The following is a 15,399-nucleotide window of genomic DNA, read 5'->3' on the forward strand; positions in this document are numbered from 1 at the left end:
CTATTTCGAGTAACGGCGAATGGCTTGCAACAAGTCTTCAACGCCTTCGGCGCGGGCTTCATCGCTGAGTCCGGGATGCGCCACATGTTCACGGGCGTGGGCGTCGATGAACTGATCCATCAGACCATTGACCGCTCCGCGGATCGCCGCGACCAGATGTAAGGTTTTGGCGCATTCGGCGTCGGACTCCAGCGCCCGCTCCACCGCCTGGACCTGACCGGCAATACGCCGGACACGATTTAGCAGGTCGTCTTTGTGTTCGTGGATGTGCGACATACGTATACCCCCTACCCCTATATGGCGTGCATGGTTACCGATATAGCCGGGGCTGGCAAGTCAGGTTGACCGATCGTTCCCACGCTCTGCGTGGGAATGCAGCCAGAGACGCTCTGCGTCCCAAAGAGTGGACGCAGAGCGTCCGGTGAGGCATTCCTTTGCTGCGCGTGGGAACGATCAAAATGCTCTGATCAAGGCAGGAAAAACCGATCATAAAGGCAACATTCAGGGAGTTAAAAAGTGAGCCTTCTCTACCAAGATCCGACAATGAGCCATGAGGAAGCGACGAGGCTTCTAGCTAGCGACGTAGAAACCAACGTTGCCGCCGCATTGATTTCTATTGGCCTGAATGAGCAAGACAAGACCTGGGCTCAGAACACCTGCCTGAAATACCTCGAGAGTGAGTCCGAATCAGTTGCAGCATCTGCCATCACCGCGCTCGGTCACATAGCCCGCAGACAGGGTGATCTGGACTTGGATGTTGTACTTCCGGCCCTTGAGAAGGTGAAGAAAAATTTCCCCTCCCTGGAAGGAACCGTGACGGACACCCTTGATGACATTGAGACATTCACCTGACTCGCCCATCAGCAAAAGGGCATTTGCCGTGAACCGGGCGCTGAAGAACATCGACCCGCAGCAATAGCCGCCGTCACCGATCGTTCCCACGCTCTGCGTGGGAATGCAGCCAGGGACGCTCTGCGTCCCAAAGAGCGGACGCAGAGCGTCCGGTGAGGCATTCCTTTGCTGCGCGTGGGAACGATCAAAAAACCCGCTATCTCCTCACAGAGACAGCGGGTTTTATCGTTTCAGCTCACACGCCCATCAATCATCCCGCGTCAGCACTTCCAGCAGTTCAATCTCGAAAATCAGATTCGAATTCGGCGTAATCGCCCCCATCGAGCGCTCGCCATAGGCCAGATGCGCCGGCACCAGCAGCTTGCGTTTACCGCCGACCTGCATGCCCATGATTCCCTGGTCCCAGCCCTTGATCACCCGTCCCGTGCCAATCACGCATTGGAAAGGTTTGCCCCGGCTGTAGGAAGAATCGAATTCGGTGCCGTCTTCCAGCCAACCCCGATATTGGGTGGTGATCAGCGCGCCTTTGACAGCGGCTTTGCCGTCGCCCACTTCAAGGTCGATTACCTGCAACTCATCATTCATGACATTCACTCAATCTGTGCGCTTGCCCGAACGGGCTTGATGGGCGCCGTTTTCCCAGAAATGCAGGCTATTGGCAACCGTTTCGCTCTGTATCTGGCAGTGGTCGTGAACCAGGCACTGTACGAAAACTGCCTGATCGCCACTCGGCGACTTTTCGTACAGCCCCTAATTTACACAACAGGACTTATGTAACCCGACAATACGCCGATACCGTGCAGCGGCACGGAAGCACCGAAGCAGCACTTACACCATAGAAGGCAGGAGCCTGAACAATGTTTGAACACATCTGGCGCAGCATCCATTCCCCGGGCTACTTCCCCAACGTACTGGAGTGGATGATCCATATTCTCCTCAACCCGTTCATGGTGATTATGTGCCTGATGGTCGGAGCGCTGGCCGGTAAATGGTGGAGAGCCAGCCCCTACGGCAGCCTCATTTGTTATGTGGTGTTCTTGAGCCGGTCGTCATTCTATCGGTGGGGAAGCATTTTCCCCGAAGCCGGCCTGCCTGCGCTGTTAATTGATGGCGCACTGCTGGCCCTCCTCGGCTTCTATTTGAAAGGCGTACTCAGAACCCGCTCAGAAGCAAAACCCGAAGGCCATTGGTTGCGCTGGCTTTATCAAAGCCTGAAGGTCGTCATGCTGACAGTCATGGTGCTGTTCTGGGTACTCGTCGTGCTGATTGTCGTGACCTTCACCGTCTCGGTCGCGACCCAACCGTCAGTGGCGCACTGACCCACCTCCTGCTTGCCAGGGTCTGTACGAAAAGTCGCCAAGTGTCGATCAGGCAAGGCAAAAACAGGCGATGAAGCGGAGTTTACGGGTTGTAAATGAGCATTCCGAGGCTGTTTTTAACGCAGCATGATCGACACGCAGGCAGTTTTTCGTACAGAGCCTTAATATACCCGCCACCTCCCCCACGGTTCGATACACCATGAGCGCAATTCCTCAATGAGTCAGCTCTGGATCGATATCACCATCGGCTCACTGACCTTTGCGCTGATCATCGCGCTGATCTGGCGCGATCGTTCGTTGCAAAAGCAGTTGGCCGAGTGCCGTGCGCTGATCGACAGCCTCACCGAAGGACAAAGCATCCACCAGGAGGGCGACGCCGAGCGTTTCAAACGCAGCCAATACTTCGCCCGCATCGGCACCTGGGACTGGGAGGTTGATACCGACAAGCTCTATTGGTCGGATGCAATCTACGGGATGTTCGGGTTCAAGATCGGAGAGGTAACGCCCTCCTACGCCCTGTTCTGTTCCTGTGTGCACCCGGACGACCGGGCCAAGGTCCGCGCCGGTGAATTGCGTTGCCTGGAAACCGGCGAAAACCACGACGAGGAATACCGCGTGGTCTGGCCGGATGGCAGCATCCGCTGGCTGCGGGAGACCGGCAATGTGGTCAAGAATGAGCATGACGCAACGATCAAGATGATGGGCGTGGTCCGCGACATCACCGAAGAAAAAGCCTCCGCCAGTTATCTGCAACACTTGGCCCATTACGACCCGCTGACCGGCCTGCCCAATCGCCTGGTACTCGAAGAACGCTTGTCCGACGCCCTGGAGCAGGCCCGCCTCAGCGCCACGCGGGTGGCGCTGGTGTTTGTCGACCTCAATGGGTTCAAGGCGATCAACGACCACTACGGCCATGCCGCCGGCGACCGCGTGCTGATCACCACCGCGACACGCCTGAAGAAAATCCTGCGTTCAACCGACACCGTTGCCCGGATCGGCGGCGACGAGTTCGTGGTCATCCTGCAAGGACTTCCCCAAGGCAACAGCCTGCAAGACGAAGCCCGCAGCATCTGCCAGAAAATCTTCATCGAACTCGCACCGCCGGTGACCATCGGCAACGACCAGCGCCACATCGGCAGCAGCCTTGGGGTCGCGGTGTTCCCGGACCATGCACCGAGCATGGACCGGTTGATTCACATTGCCGACCTGGCGATGTATGAGGCCAAGCGCAGCGGGAATAATCAGTATCGGTTGGGCTGTCAGACGGTGAGCCGGGTCTGATGCAGGCGCCTCAGATCTTGAACTGTTTGACCAGGACTTCGAGGCCGCGCCCAATGCCGTGGAGGTCATTGACCGTCTGCACGCCACGCTGGGTTTCATCGGCAACGCTGTCGATTGCCCGGGCGATTTGATGCACGCTGCGGTTAATCTCCTCCGCCACCGAAGTTTGCTCCTCCGCAGCACTGGCGATGTGCGCGTTCATGCTGTTGATAGTGGCGATTAATTCGACGATGTTGCCCAACGACTCACCGGCCTGATAAGCCTGAGTGCTGGCCCCCTCCCCGGCTTCACCGGATTGATGCATTGAGGTCACGACGATGCTGGTGGCTCGCTTGAGGCGCTCGATCATCGCCTGAATTTCCTGGGTGCTTTGCTGGGTACGACTGGCAAGAGCACGTACCTCGTCGGCAACCACCGCAAAACCTCGCCCGGCATCACCGGCACGGGCGGCCTCGATGGCCGCATTCAGGGCCAGGAGATTGGTCTGCTCGGCAATCGAACGGATGACATCGAGCACCGTGACAATTGCCGAAACGTCGCTTTGCAGGCAGTCCAGAGACGCACCGCTGCGTCCCAGGTCCAACGTCAGTCCCTGAATACGAGCAATGCTGCCGTCAACCACTTGCCGGGCGCGTCGAGTCTGCTGATCGGTTTCCATGGCCGCGTCCGATGCACTCTGAGCACTGACCGCGACTTCCTGCGCCGCCGACGACATTTGATTGATCGCCGCCGCTACTTGATCGGTCTCCTGACGCTGCTGCTCCATGGCCAGGTCCATATGCCGGGCCTGCTTGGCCACTTGCCCGACAGCGTTGCTCAATTGCCCGGTCATTGCCACGATTTGACTGACCAACCCATGAATTTTGCCGATAAAAGCGTTGAATGAACCGGCCAACTGGCCGAACTCATCCTGGCTGCCGACGGGTAAGCGTCGGGTCAAATCCCCCTCACCGGCAGCAATCTCGTCAAGACTGTCGCGGATCAGTGTCAGCGGCCGCAGGCCGGCATTGACCAATAGCAGCGCCAATACGCCAATAATTGCCAGCAACACCACGGCCACCATGATGATCCCGTAAACAATACTGCTCACCCGTCGGTCGATGTCCGCACGAACCTGCGCCACCTGGGTTTCAATGCTGTCCAGATTGACGGCAGTGACCACTACCATGTCCCATTTGGGCAGGAAAAAACTGTAGGCCAGTTTCGGCACAACTTTATCGGTATTGACCAAGGCCCCGGCGTAGTTGACGTAGTGCGAGTCGTTCTTTGCTGCCGCGACCATCTCGCGATTCAGATAAACCCCGTCGCGGTCCTTTCGATCGCTCATGTTGGTACCCACACCTTCGCTGCTTTCACCGCGAAACAGGCGCACGACTTGACTGTCGTAGCCGATGAAGTAGCCGTCATCGCCATACTTCATTTTCGACAGTTGGCTGATAGCCAGGGCCCGACTTTGCAGGTCGCCACTGTTTGCGTTGTTATACAACCCTGCTATGGAACTGCGGGCGATGCTTGCATAATCTTCGAGCCTGGCCCGACTCTCGGCCAGCAACCGATCGCGGGTTTGCGTGACTTCCTGCTCCGCCAACGACAGCAGAATCTTGCTGGTGGTGATACTCAATACCACTGCGAACAACACCACGGGAAGTAATGTGAGCAGCAGTATTTTTCGTTTAAATGACATATCCGGTTTCCTTCGTCGCGCGACCTGGACTGCTAACTGAAAAGGCGCCCGCAGCCTGCTGCGAGCACCTTCCGGCGCCGTTACCAGAGAGCAATGTCGTAAGTGAAATAGATCCGGTTGCTGTCACGTCCACGCGCGAAGTCCGAGCGGTAGACATAGTTGCGCAGCTTCACGCCAAGCCCCTTGAACGTGCCGCTCTGGACCACATAGGCCAGTTCCGTGTCGCGTTCGGACTCTTTGATGTTGGTGTCGGACTTGCCGTCGTTGCCTTTGAGATAGCGGGTCATGAACGTCAGCCCGGGCATGCCCATCGGCGCAAAGTCGTAACCGTAGCTGAGCATCCAGGTCTTCTCGTCCTCTTCGATGAACTTGCCGATGCCGACGTTGCTGAACGAGTACACCGTCGCACCGCTGATGTACGGCAGCCCGGCGTCACCGCTGAGTTGTTGATAACCGCCGCCAAAGGTGTGCCCCGCCACCGCGTAGGTCAGCTGACCGCTGAGCATGTCGTTATCGATTTTCGAGGCGTAGGCACGGCCCGCGTCCTTGCTGTTGAAATAGCGCAAGTCGCCGGTCAACACCCCGGGCCCCATTGGCAGATCGTGCTGGATGCCGGCAAAGTTCTGGCGATAGAAGTTTTCCAGTTCACCGTAGAAGTAACTCAGACGGGTATTCTTGCCGAGTTTGTAATCACCACCGGCGTAGGTGAAATCGCCACCTTTGTCGCCTGAATAACCGTCAGGAACAATCGACACGCTATCGGTCGAATCGCGCAGCTTGAATCGGTCCAGATGACCGCCAGTCAGGGTCAGGTTTTCGATATCGGTGCTGGTGACTTGTCCACCCTCGTAGGTCTGCGGCAGCAAACGCGCATCGTTGTAGATCAGTACCGGCGTTTTGGGCAGCAGAGTGCCGTATTTGAGGGTGGTCTTGGCCAGTTTGATCTTGGCCGCAGCCCCGGCACTGGCGAACTCGTCGGTGGCGCGGCCGTCATCGTGTACCGGCAACAGACCGGTGCCACTGCGGCCACGCCCGGAATCGAGTTTGACACCCAGCAGGCCCAATGCGTCAACCCCGAAACCGATAGTGCCGGGGGTGAACCCCGACTGGAAATCCAGCAGGAAACCCTGGGCCCACTCGGTGCGCTCACTTTTGGCGGTTCTGGCCGAACGCGCACTCAAGCCATGTTCATCGCGAAAGTTTTCGTTGAAATAGACGTTGCGCAGTTGCAGCTTCAACTTGCTGTCGTCGATGAAATCACTCGCACCGGCAGCGGCCATCGGCAACACGCCCAGAAGAGGAAGAAAAGCCCCGCGAGTCAGAAAATGGGTCATGTCGAACTACTCATATTGTTGTTTTAAGGATGCACGTGACCGCGCGCCCGCCGTCGGGAGCGTGGAGTTCTATCAGCGGCGAGTCAGGGGTGAATCAGGAGAACAGCGTCAAGGCACCGGTCAGCAGGGCTAAAGCTGTGACCACCAGGGAAGTGAGCACCGCCCATTTGAAGGTGGCGCGCTGGAAGTCGCCCAGGTCGCGATCGACCATCCCCACCAGCAACAGGGTCGAGGCCACCAGCGGGCTCATCAAGTGCACCGGTTGGCCAAGAATCGACGCCCGGGCGATTTCCACCGGGTCGATCCCGTAGGCTGCCGCCGCGTTGGCGAGGATCGGTACCACACCGAAGTAATAGGCATCATTGGACAGCACGAAGGTCAACGGCATGCTGGTGATCGCCACCACCAGCGGGAACAGGTGCCCCCAGGACGGTGGAATCCAGTCCACCAGGGTTTGCGCCAATGCGTCGACCATTTTGGTTCCAGAGAAAATCCCGGCAAAAATACCAGCCGCAAACACCAGCAGGACTACAGTCATGGCGTTGCCGGAGTGTGCGAGGATGCGTTCTTTCTGAATGTCCAGTTGCGGATAGTTGATCATCAGCGCCAGCACGAAGCCAATCAGAAACAGGATTGCCGAGTGCATGATCCCCATCACCAGCGCGACCATCACCGCCGTCACCAGCATCAGGTTGACATAGGCCAGTTTCGGGCGTTTGTGCGGCGTGTCCTCAAGAATCGCCTTGATGTAGCAATCACTCCCGCCGCTTTGCAGCTGGACGTTGCCAATGCGTTTACGTTCGGCGCGGCCCAGCAGGAACGCGGTGAATACCACCCAAGCAGCGCCGCCGATCATGGTGGGCAACAACGGAACAAAGTAAGCCCCGGCATCCAGCCCCAACGCGGCAATCGCCCGGGTCGCCGGGCCGCCCCAAGGGGTCATGCCGCTCATGATGCTCAGCGACAGCATGGAAATGGTCGCCAGAATCATCGGGTTCATGCCGATGCGCTTGTACAACGGCAGCATCGCCGCGCAGGTGATCATGTATGTGGTCGTGCCGTCACCGTCCAGGGCGACAGTCAGCGACAGCAGCGCAGTGCCGACCGCGATTTTCATCGGGTCGCCGTTGACCCGCTTGAGAATCTTGCGGATCAGCGGATCGAACAGCCCCGAGTCGATCATCAAACCGAAAAACAGAATTGCGAACAGCAGCAGCGCTGCCGACGGGGCAACCATTTTCAGACCGTCGAGCATCATTTTGCCGGTGGTTCCACCAAAACCGCCGATGACTGCAAAGACGATCGGAACAATGGTCAATGCAACGATCGGTGACAGACGCTTGGTCATGATCAGGAAGGTGAACACAACCACCATGGCCAAACCGAGTAAGGCGAGCATAGGGCAACTCTCTTGTTGTTATGGAATGCGTGGCCGACGCGCAGGCGAACGACCCCGAGCCCGCCAGGCGACGCGATCGGCGACGTCCGGCAGCAGGTAGTAAAAAGGTTAGTGTTTGCAGCGCTTACGCAGTACTAAATGTGCGTGGTGGTCCCGACGCGGTCCCAGGTTTGATCGCCCTCCGGGACAGCTGGTGTTTTACCGTCCAGGGTATCGAGCAGGACCTGACGGTCGCAGGCGTTCTCCGAGATAGAGATCACCACGGTCGCCACGGCGTTACTCGCCAGGCTGGTCAAGGCCCGCGCTTCAGACATGAAACGGTCGATCCCGATCAACAGCGCCAGGCCTGCCAGCGGAATGTCATGGATCACCGTGAGCGTGGAAGCCAGTGCCACGAAACCGCTGCCAGTCACCCCTGCCGCGCCCTTGGACGACAGCAGCATGATCGCCAGCATGGTCAAGGTTTGGGTCATGGTCAGGTCGATGTTGCAGGCCTGGGCAATGAAAATTACCGCCAGAGACAGGTAGATCGCCGTGCCATCGAGGTTGAACGAGTACCCCGTCGGCAGCACCAGCCCCACTACACCCTTGCTGCAACCCAGGGCCTGAAGTTTCTCCAGCATGCGTGGCATGACCGGCTCAGTGGAGGACGTTCCCAACACCACCAGGAATTCTTCGCGCAGGTAACGCAGAAGCTTCCACAGGCTGAAGCCGTGGGCGCGGCAAATGCTTCCCAGCACCACAAAGACGAAGAAGGCGCAGGCAACGTACAAGGTCATGATCAACTTCGCCAGCGAACCCAGCGAGGTGATGCCGTACTGTCCGACGGTGAACGCCAGTGCCCCGAAGGCACCGATCGGCGCAAAACGCATCAGGTAGGAAAAAATCTTGAAGACCATCTGCGATGCCGCTTCCAGTACGTCGAGCACTGGCTTGCCACGTTCACCCAGGGAAGACAGGGCGAAACCGCACAGCACCGCGATAAACAACACCGGCAGCACTTCACCTTTACTGAACGCACCTATAAAGGTGTCGGGGATGATGTGCATGAAAAACTCGACCACCCCAAGCTTCGCCGCCGACTCGGTGTATTGAGACAGGCCCGCTGTACTCAAATGGCTCGGATCGATGTTCATGCCCACGCCCGGCTTGAACACGTAGACCGCAACCAGGCCGATGATCAGACTGATCACCGTCAGCCCGAGAAACAGCAGCATGGTCTTGCTCAGCAAGCGGCCAAGGGAGCGTTTGTCGCTCATCCCGGCGATGCCGGTGACGATGGTGCAGAACACCACCGGCGCAATCATCATTTTGATCAGCTTGATGAAGGCATCACCCAACGGCTTGAGGGCAATGGCCTGCTGAGCCCAGAAGTGTCCGACCACGACGCCCAGCAGCACGGCGCAGAGGATCTGGAAGTAGAGCGATTTAACAACTTTCATGGCATCACCCATTTTTAGAATTGTTCTGATGCAAAAACGACAGTGACTGCGCGGGAAGGCTACCCGGCGAGCCGTTGGGAAACCGGGGCATACACAAAGCCGGAAAACAGCCTTCGGGCGGTACGAACAACGGAGGCGCGGATTGTCTCACCGTTCTCACCGGTGTAGGACAATACGACATCGATGCCGCCGCTCGGGTGCTCGATCCGCACCTGTTGCAGACGCGGCCCACCGGTATGACCGAGCATGTGTGCCACAACGCTGCCTTCAGTGACACACGCGGTGGCCAGACCGATGGAACCGGTAATGGCCAGCGCACGGTGGCAGTTATGCGGCATGAAGTAACGAACCTGCAACGTGCCACCGGCCTTGGCCGGTGCAACCAGCACAGGCTTGGGGATGACCTTGTCGCTGACGTCGCCCAGGCCCATGGCCATGCCGGCCCGCAGCCGCAGGGCTTCGAGACGGTGCATGAAGTCTTTGTCGGCATCCAGTTCGGCCGGCGTTTCATCGCCGCGTTTGCCCAGGTGACGCGCCTCGATGATCAGCATCGGCATGGCCATGTCGATGCAGGTCACCGGAATGTCGTCGAACCAGTCCTGGGTGCTGCCGGTTGGAAACAGCTTGCCGGTCTTGCTGCCCGCCGCGTCAAGGAATGTCAGTTGAACCGGTGCCGCGGTGCCAGGCACGCCATCGATGGCGGTGTCGCCTTCATAGCTGACTTTGCCGTTTGGTGTCTGCACATCAGAGGTGACGAAGGTGCCGGTGTTGAGATTGCGAATCCGCACGCGAGTCAGTTCATCGGTCGCCTTGACCAGGCCCTGCTCGATGGCAAACGGCCCGACCGCGCAGAGCATGTTGCCGCAGTTCGGGGCGGTATCCACCCGACGCTGGGACACCATGACCTGAACGAACAGGTAATCAACATCGGCATCGGGATGTAACGAGGGGCTGACGATGGCGACCTTGCTGGTCTGCGGGCTGCCGCCGCCGATGCCGTCGATCTCCAGTTCGTGACCGGAGCCCATCACCGAGAGCAACAACTCATCGCGCTCTTCAACCGAAACCGGCAGATCCCAGGCGAGAAATACCGGTCCCTTTGAGGTACCACCGCGCATCAGCACACAAGGAATTCGTTGCATGGCCACTAACTCTTGTTAATCAATAGGGGTAATTGATGTCTTGCAAACAAGAGTGACAGGGAAGTAATTGTGTTTCCAATGCAAAGATCGGAGCAATTATTGCGTTTCACAAAAGAAAGTTTTAACGTTCAAGAACGTGATCCAACGCCCTCCCCAACGAGATAAAACATGGAATATGAGCTTCAGGACATCCGATCTTTCGTAAAAATCGCCGAACTGGGGAGTTTTCACGAAGCTGCCGATGCACTGCATCTGTCGCAACCAGCCTTGAGCCGGCGGATAAAAAAACTTGAGGAGGGTTTAGGGACTACGTTGCTCGATCGCACCACACGCAAGGTCAGCCTGACCAGCGTCGGCCGCGACTTCCTGCCCAAGGCTCGTCGATTACTGGATGACTTCGACGACTCGATCCTGAACATCCGTGAGCTGGCCGAACGGCAAATCGGTCAGGTGACCCTGGCCTGCATTCCAACCGCTGCGTTTTACTTCCTGCCGTCGGTGATTCGTCTTTATAACGAGCGCTATCCGAAAATCCGCATCCGCTTGCTCGACCTCAGCGCCAATGAAGGGCTCGAAGCAGTGTTGCGGGGGGAAGCCGACTTCGGCATCAACATGATGAGCGGCCAGCACCCGGACATCGAATTCGTTTCACTGGTCAACGAACCCTTTGTCCTGGCCTGCCGTCGCGACCATGAACTGGCCCAGCGGACGTCCGTGACCTGGTCCGAACTGAGCGATTACCGGTTGATCGGCGTCGGTCGCCTGAGCGGCAATCGTATGTTGCTGGACCACGCCCTGTCGGGCCTGAGCTGGCGTCCGCAGTGGTTTTATGAAGTGCAGCATTTGTCCACCTCGCTGGGCATGGTCGAAGCCGGGCTAGGGGTTTCCGCCATGCCGAGTCTCGCGATGCCGGCAGCGGATCACCCGACACTGGTGAGCATTCCGCTGACCGATCCTGTCGTGAACCGGACACTCGGCCTGGTGTACCGTCGGGGCGCATCGTTATCGCCGGCGGCGGAGAAGTTCGTTTCGATTCTGCTCGAACAATGGCCCCACTGAGCCATGGAGCTCGATCAACAACCTCGTTGCTGACTGAACAGACGCCAGCCTTTATCCTGACGCCCCGCTGAAAATCGGGCGAGCGCCGCTCTCGCCTGCCCCACCCAGGAGTTCGCCATGCCCCACGAAGGCAACCTTTTACAAGCCGCTGTCGTCTTTTTATTCGCGGCGGTGCTCACCGTCCCCTTGGCCAAGCGCCTGCAACTGGGGGCGGTGCTGGGTTATCTGTTTGCCGGGGTGATCATCGGGCCGTCGGTGCTGGGCTTGATCGGTAACCCGCAAAGCGTCAGCCACATCTCCGAACTCGGGGTGGTGTTGTTGCTGTTCATTATCGGCCTTGAGCTGTCGCCGCGACGCTTGTGGGTGATGCGCAAATCGGTGTTCGGCGTGGGTCTGGCGCAGGTGCTGCTGACCGGATCGGTGATTGGTGTGCTGGCATTGTTCGTGTTCGGCCAATCCCTGAACAGCGCCATTGTGCTGGGCCTGGGCCTGGCGTTGTCGTCTACTGCATTTGGTTTGCAAAGCCTGGCCGAGCGCAAGGAATTGACCAGCCCCCATGGGCGGTTGGCGTTCGCGATTTTGCTGTTCCAGGACATCGCCGCGATCCCGTTGATCGCGATGGTGCCGCTGCTGGCCGGCGGTGATCACACCACCACTGCCGCCGAGGACTTGAACCACGGTTTGCGGGTGCTGGGCAGTATCGCGGTGGTAGTGATCGGCGGGCGTTATCTGTTGCGACCGGTGTTTCGCGTGGTAGCCAAGACTGGTCTGCCCGAGGTGTCCACCGCCACTGCGTTGCTGGTGGTGATCGGTACGGCGTGGTTGATGGACCTGGTCGGTGTGTCCATGGCACTTGGCGCATTCCTCGCTGGTTTGCTGTTGGCGGATTCCGAATATCGCCACGAACTGGAAGCGCAGATCGAGCCGTTCAAAGGCCTGCTGCTGGGGCTGTTTTTCATCAGTGTCGGGATGGGCGCCAATCTGAGTTTGCTGCTCAGTGCGCCGATTGTGGTGCTGGGGCTGACGGTGCTGCTGATCGCGATCAAGTTGCCGCTGCTGTTTGTGGTCGGTCGACTGGCCGGGGGCTTGGGCAAGGTCGATGCGATTCGTTTAGGGATTGTGCTGGCGGCCGGTGGTGAGTTTGCTTTTGTGGTGTTCAAGATCGGCCGGGATCAGGGGCTGTTCGAGCCGCGCCTGTACGACTTGCTGGTGCTGACCATCACCCTGTCGATGGCACTGACGCCGCTGTTGCTGCTGGCCTGCGCACGACTGGTCAAACCCAAGGTTCAACCGGTGGAAGTGCCGCAGAAGTTCCGCGAAATCGACGCCGACACACCCCGCGTGGTCATTGCCGGCATGGGCCGTATGGGGCAGATCGTGGCGCGGATTCTGCGGGCGCAGAACATCAAGTTCATCGCCCTCGACACCTCGGTGGAAACCATCGAACTGTCCCGCAGCTTCGGCGGCGTGCCGGTGTTCTATGGCGACCCGATGCGCCCGGAAATCCTCAGCGCCGCCAAGGTCGAGCAAGCGGAGTTTTTCGTGATTGCCACCGATGATCCGGACACCAATATCAAGACGGCCGAGGTGGTGCACAAGCTCTACCCGCACATCAAAATCATCGCCCGCGCCCGTAACCGTCAGCATGTGCACCGGTTGGTGGATGTCGGGGCGCAGGCGGTGCGGGAAACCTATTACTCCAGCCTGGAAATGACCCGACGGACCCTGGTTGGACTGGGTCTGACCCAAGCCCAGGCAGATGCGCGGATCAAGCGCTTTACCCATCACGATGAACAGGTGCTGGAAGCCCAGCATGCGGTGTATGACGATGCGGCCAAAGTGATGCAAACGGCGCAGGAAGCGCGGGCGGAACTGGCAAAACTGTTTGAGTCCGATCAGTTGGAAGAGGAAGCGGGTAAGGTTTGATCCAGATCGTTCCCGCGCTCCGCGTGGGAATGCCGCCATGGACGCTCTGCGTCCGCTCTTGAAATGTGACGCAGAGCGTCACGGAATGCATTCCCACGCAGAGCGTGGGAATGATCATCTGACAAGGAATCCACGATGACTGACCAGACCTCCCCCGCCCTGAAGGAAATCTTCAACGCCGAACGCCTCGCGCACATCGCCACCGAGATGACCGCGGTCTATCCCGGCTTCGATGCCAAGGCTTTCCTGAAACTGGCCAAAACCGGTCTGGCGGAATTGTCAGTCATGCAACGCATGGCCCGCGTCAGTGAATGCCTGCACGCGGTGTTGCCACTCGATTATGAAGAATCCCTGGACGTCCTGCGTGCCCTCGCCCCGCGCCTGAACAGCGCCTTCGTCAGCATGTTTTTGCCGCATTACGTCGCGACCTACGGCGCTCACACGTTCGATCTGTCGATGAATGCGCTCAAATATTTCACGTCCTTCGGCTCATCGGAATTTGCGATCCGGCACTTTCTGCGCAGCGATATCGAACGCTCCTTGGCGCTGATGCACGATTGGTCGCTGGATGACAACGAACACGTCCGGCGCCTGGCGAGCGAAGGCAGCCGACCGCGCCTGCCATGGTCGTTCCGCCTGGAACAAGTCCAGGTCGACCCTACACTGGCGGCTGCGATCCTCGACAACCTCAAGGCCGACGACAGCCTCTACGTACGCAAATCCGTGGCCAACCACCTCAACGACATCACCAAGGATCATCCCGAGTGGGTCCTGGCGCTGATCGAGGGTTGGTCGCTGGACAACAAGCATACGGCGTGGATTGCCAGACACGCGCTGCGCAGTTTGATCAAACAAGGTAACAAGCGGGCGCTGGCAATCATTGGCGCAGGCGGCAAGCCCGAGGTTGAAATCATTGACGTGAAGGTCGAACCGGCGGTGATTCGCCTGGGTGAGAAAATCACCCTGTCTTTCAGAGTGAAGTCCACGGTCCCGGACAGTCAGCGATTGGTGATCGATTACGCGATCGATTATGTCAAAGCCAACGGCAGCACCTCGGCAAAGGTGTTCAAACTTAAAGCCCTCACGCTGTCCGACAATGCCAGCGAAGCCATCAGCCGCAGTCAGCACATCAAGGAACTGACCACCCGCAGGCACTATGCCGGCCGGCACGCGGTGCACATTCTGGTAAATGGCGAACGCTTGGCCAGCACCCAATTCCGAATTATCGCTGACGCTCATTGACGCCCACACCAGAGCCGCCCGGCAGCATGCGCGTGAGCGTGTTGTCGCGGACCCAGTAGTGATGGAACAACCCCGCCGCTGCGTGCAAACCAATCAACCAGTAGCCAGTGCTGCCGAGCAATTCATGCCAATGCTTGAGTTGCTTGGCCAGATCGGGATCAACCGCCACCGGCGCCGGCAGGAAAAAACCGAAATACGGCATTGGCTTGCCCCCGGCGGCCAGCATCAACCAGGCCAGTAGCGGCGTAGCGATCATCAGCCCATACAGCGCCAGGTGCATGAGGTGCGAGACGCCCGTCTGCCAGGTGGGCGGGACCGGGGTAATCGGTGGTCGGGGCGTGAGGCGCCCGAGCAAGCGAACCCAGACCAGCGCAAAAATGCTCAACCCGAATACGCCGTGCAGCCCCAGAAACAGGCCCCTCAAGGCATGCCCACGGGGCAGCAATCCTTTGATCTCGATGCAGCCATAAACACCGACGAACAGCGCCAGCATCAGCCAGTGCAAGGTGATCGAGAGTTTTCCATACCGGTGTACTGCTGAATCTCGGGTCATACAGGGCCTCGTGAAGATCAGTGGCGGCTGCCGATTCATTTCGTACAGCCTGGATCCGGTTTCGTCGAACCGACCGGCGCCACCCTGCCCGTCCAGTCTTAAGACAGTCTGAAGGTCCACCTTCAGACTCCGTTAAGAATTGCCTTTGATACTCCTCCCAAACTTA

The 15,399-nt window shown here is 58.6% G+C and carries 14 protein-coding genes and 1 pseudogene; 6 read left to right on the top strand and 9 right to left on the bottom strand.

Annotation, left to right across the window (positions count from 1 at the left end; translation table 11 throughout):
• A complete protein-coding gene (locus tag MMG91_RS02160) occupies positions 1-276 on the bottom strand; it encodes a metal/formaldehyde-sensitive transcriptional repressor (protein WP_217854637.1) in 276 nt (91 codons plus the stop codon).
• A gap of 240 nt (positions 277-516) precedes the next feature.
• On the opposite strand from MMG91_RS02160, the gene MMG91_RS02165 reads away from it, so the two are divergent.
• Entirely contained in the window at positions 517-852 is a 336-nt protein-coding gene (locus MMG91_RS02165; protein WP_310658580.1) for a hypothetical protein, read from the top strand.
• 246 nt (positions 853-1,098) lie between these two features.
• Here the strand turns inward: MMG91_RS02165 and MMG91_RS02170 are convergent, their stop codons facing one another.
• Positions 1,099-1,437, bottom strand: coding sequence for an FKBP-type peptidyl-prolyl cis-trans isomerase (locus MMG91_RS02170; RefSeq protein ID WP_018929733.1), 339 nt, complete (start codon positions 1,435-1,437; stop codon positions 1,099-1,101).
• A 272-nt stretch (positions 1,438-1,709) separates the two neighbouring features.
• On the opposite strand from MMG91_RS02170, the gene MMG91_RS02175 reads away from it, so the two are divergent.
• Both MMG91_RS02175 and MMG91_RS02180 read left to right on the top strand, forming a co-directional pair.
• Positions 1,710-2,171: a hypothetical protein gene (locus tag MMG91_RS02175; RefSeq protein WP_310658581.1), complete on the top strand. Its 462-nt coding sequence runs from the start codon at positions 1,710-1,712 to the stop codon at positions 2,169-2,171.
• 216 nt (positions 2,172-2,387) lie between these two features.
• Positions 2,388-3,452, top strand: coding sequence for a sensor domain-containing diguanylate cyclase (locus MMG91_RS02180; protein WP_310658582.1), 1,065 nt, complete (start codon positions 2,388-2,390; stop codon positions 3,450-3,452).
• Between the two features lie 10 nt (positions 3,453-3,462).
• Here MMG91_RS02180 and MMG91_RS28880 read toward each other — a convergent pair whose 3' ends face one another.
• The 6 genes and pseudogenes from MMG91_RS28880 to MMG91_RS02205 all read right to left on the bottom strand — a co-directional run bounded on the left by MMG91_RS28880 (position 3,463) and on the right by MMG91_RS02205 (position 10,453).
• Positions 3,463-4,284, bottom strand: a complete 822-nt coding sequence (locus tag MMG91_RS28880) for a methyl-accepting chemotaxis protein (RefSeq protein WP_405046513.1) — start codon at positions 4,282-4,284, stop codon at positions 3,463-3,465.
• 36 nt (positions 4,285-4,320) lie between these two features.
• Positions 4,321-5,136 (bottom strand): annotated as a pseudogene (locus MMG91_RS28885) (cache domain-containing protein); the annotation flags it as partial.
• A gap of 80 nt (positions 5,137-5,216) precedes the next feature.
• Positions 5,217-6,470: an OprD family porin gene (locus tag MMG91_RS02190; protein WP_310658584.1), complete on the bottom strand. Its 1,254-nt coding sequence runs from the start codon at positions 6,468-6,470 to the stop codon at positions 5,217-5,219.
• Between the two features lie 94 nt (positions 6,471-6,564).
• Positions 6,565-7,869: a CitMHS family transporter gene (locus MMG91_RS02195; protein ID WP_305449384.1), complete on the bottom strand. Its 1,305-nt coding sequence runs from the start codon at positions 7,867-7,869 to the stop codon at positions 6,565-6,567.
• A 134-nt stretch (positions 7,870-8,003) separates the two neighbouring features.
• Positions 8,004-9,323, bottom strand: a complete 1,320-nt coding sequence (locus tag MMG91_RS02200; protein WP_310658585.1) for a dicarboxylate/amino acid:cation symporter — start codon at positions 9,321-9,323, stop codon at positions 8,004-8,006.
• Positions 9,324-9,370: 47 nt separating this feature from the next.
• The gene (locus MMG91_RS02205; protein ID WP_305449382.1) at positions 9,371-10,453 is read right to left on the bottom strand and encodes a 4-oxalomesaconate tautomerase; all 1,083 of its coding nucleotides are present in this window, start codon (positions 10,451-10,453) and stop codon (positions 9,371-9,373) included.
• 168 nt (positions 10,454-10,621) lie between these two features.
• Here MMG91_RS02205 and MMG91_RS02210 point away from each other — a divergent pair, with 168 nt between their 5' ends.
• The 3 genes from MMG91_RS02210 (at position 10,622) to MMG91_RS02220 (ending at position 14,680) form a co-directional block, all read left to right on the top strand.
• Positions 10,622-11,512, top strand: a complete 891-nt coding sequence (locus MMG91_RS02210) for a LysR family transcriptional regulator (RefSeq protein WP_007895093.1) — start codon at positions 10,622-10,624, stop codon at positions 11,510-11,512.
• Between the two features lie 117 nt (positions 11,513-11,629).
• Positions 11,630-13,438 carry a monovalent cation:proton antiporter-2 (CPA2) family protein gene (locus tag MMG91_RS02215; RefSeq protein WP_310658586.1) on the top strand — a complete coding sequence of 603 codons (1,809 nt, stop codon included), beginning with the start codon at positions 11,630-11,632 and terminating at the stop codon, positions 13,436-13,438.
• 135 nt (positions 13,439-13,573) lie between these two features.
• On the top strand, positions 13,574-14,680 hold the full coding sequence (locus MMG91_RS02220) for a DNA alkylation repair protein (protein WP_310658587.1): 1,107 nt from the start codon (positions 13,574-13,576) through the stop codon (positions 14,678-14,680).
• Here MMG91_RS02220 and MMG91_RS02225 read toward each other — a convergent pair.
• On the bottom strand, positions 14,661-15,233 hold the full coding sequence (locus MMG91_RS02225) for a cytochrome b (protein WP_310658588.1): 573 nt from the start codon (positions 15,231-15,233) through the stop codon (positions 14,661-14,663). The genes MMG91_RS02220 and MMG91_RS02225 overlap by 20 nt on opposite strands.
• Positions 15,234-15,399 lie beyond the last annotated feature (166 nt).

Origin of the sequence: Pseudomonas sp. JL3 (genome assembly GCF_031570575.1) — a bacterium.
Lineage (GTDB): Bacteria > Pseudomonadota > Gammaproteobacteria > Pseudomonadales > Pseudomonadaceae > Aquipseudomonas > Aquipseudomonas cucumis.

Coding starts and splice junctions, on each gene's coding strand:
- MMG91_RS02205 (WP_305449382.1), bottom strand. CDS start 10,453: ATGCAACGAATTCCTTGTGTGCTGATGCGCGGTGGTACCTCAAAGGGA.
- MMG91_RS02225 (WP_310658588.1), bottom strand. CDS start 15,233: ATGACCCGAGATTCAGCAGTACACCGGTATGGAAAACTCTCGATCACC.
- MMG91_RS02200 (WP_310658585.1), bottom strand. CDS start 9,323: ATGGGTGATGCCATGAAAGTTGTTAAATCGCTCTACTTCCAGATCCTC.
- MMG91_RS02180 (WP_310658582.1), top strand. CDS start 2,388: ATGAGTCAGCTCTGGATCGATATCACCATCGGCTCACTGACCTTTGCG.
- MMG91_RS02195 (WP_305449384.1), bottom strand. CDS start 7,869: ATGCTCGCCTTACTCGGTTTGGCCATGGTGGTTGTGTTCACCTTCCTG.
- MMG91_RS02215 (WP_310658586.1), top strand. CDS start 11,630: ATGCCCCACGAAGGCAACCTTTTACAAGCCGCTGTCGTCTTTTTATTC.
- MMG91_RS28880 (WP_405046513.1), bottom strand. CDS start 4,284: ATGACCGGGCAATTGAGCAACGCTGTCGGGCAAGTGGCCAAGCAGGCC.
- MMG91_RS02160 (WP_217854637.1), bottom strand. CDS start 276: ATGTCGCACATCCACGAACACAAAGACGACCTGCTAAATCGTGTCCGG.
- MMG91_RS02210 (WP_007895093.1), top strand. CDS start 10,622: ATGGAATATGAGCTTCAGGACATCCGATCTTTCGTAAAAATCGCCGAA.
- MMG91_RS02175 (WP_310658581.1), top strand. CDS start 1,710: ATGTTTGAACACATCTGGCGCAGCATCCATTCCCCGGGCTACTTCCCC.
- MMG91_RS02220 (WP_310658587.1), top strand. CDS start 13,574: ATGACTGACCAGACCTCCCCCGCCCTGAAGGAAATCTTCAACGCCGAA.
- MMG91_RS02190 (WP_310658584.1), bottom strand. CDS start 6,470: ATGACCCATTTTCTGACTCGCGGGGCTTTTCTTCCTCTTCTGGGCGTG.
- MMG91_RS02170 (WP_018929733.1), bottom strand. CDS start 1,437: ATGAATGATGAGTTGCAGGTAATCGACCTTGAAGTGGGCGACGGCAAA.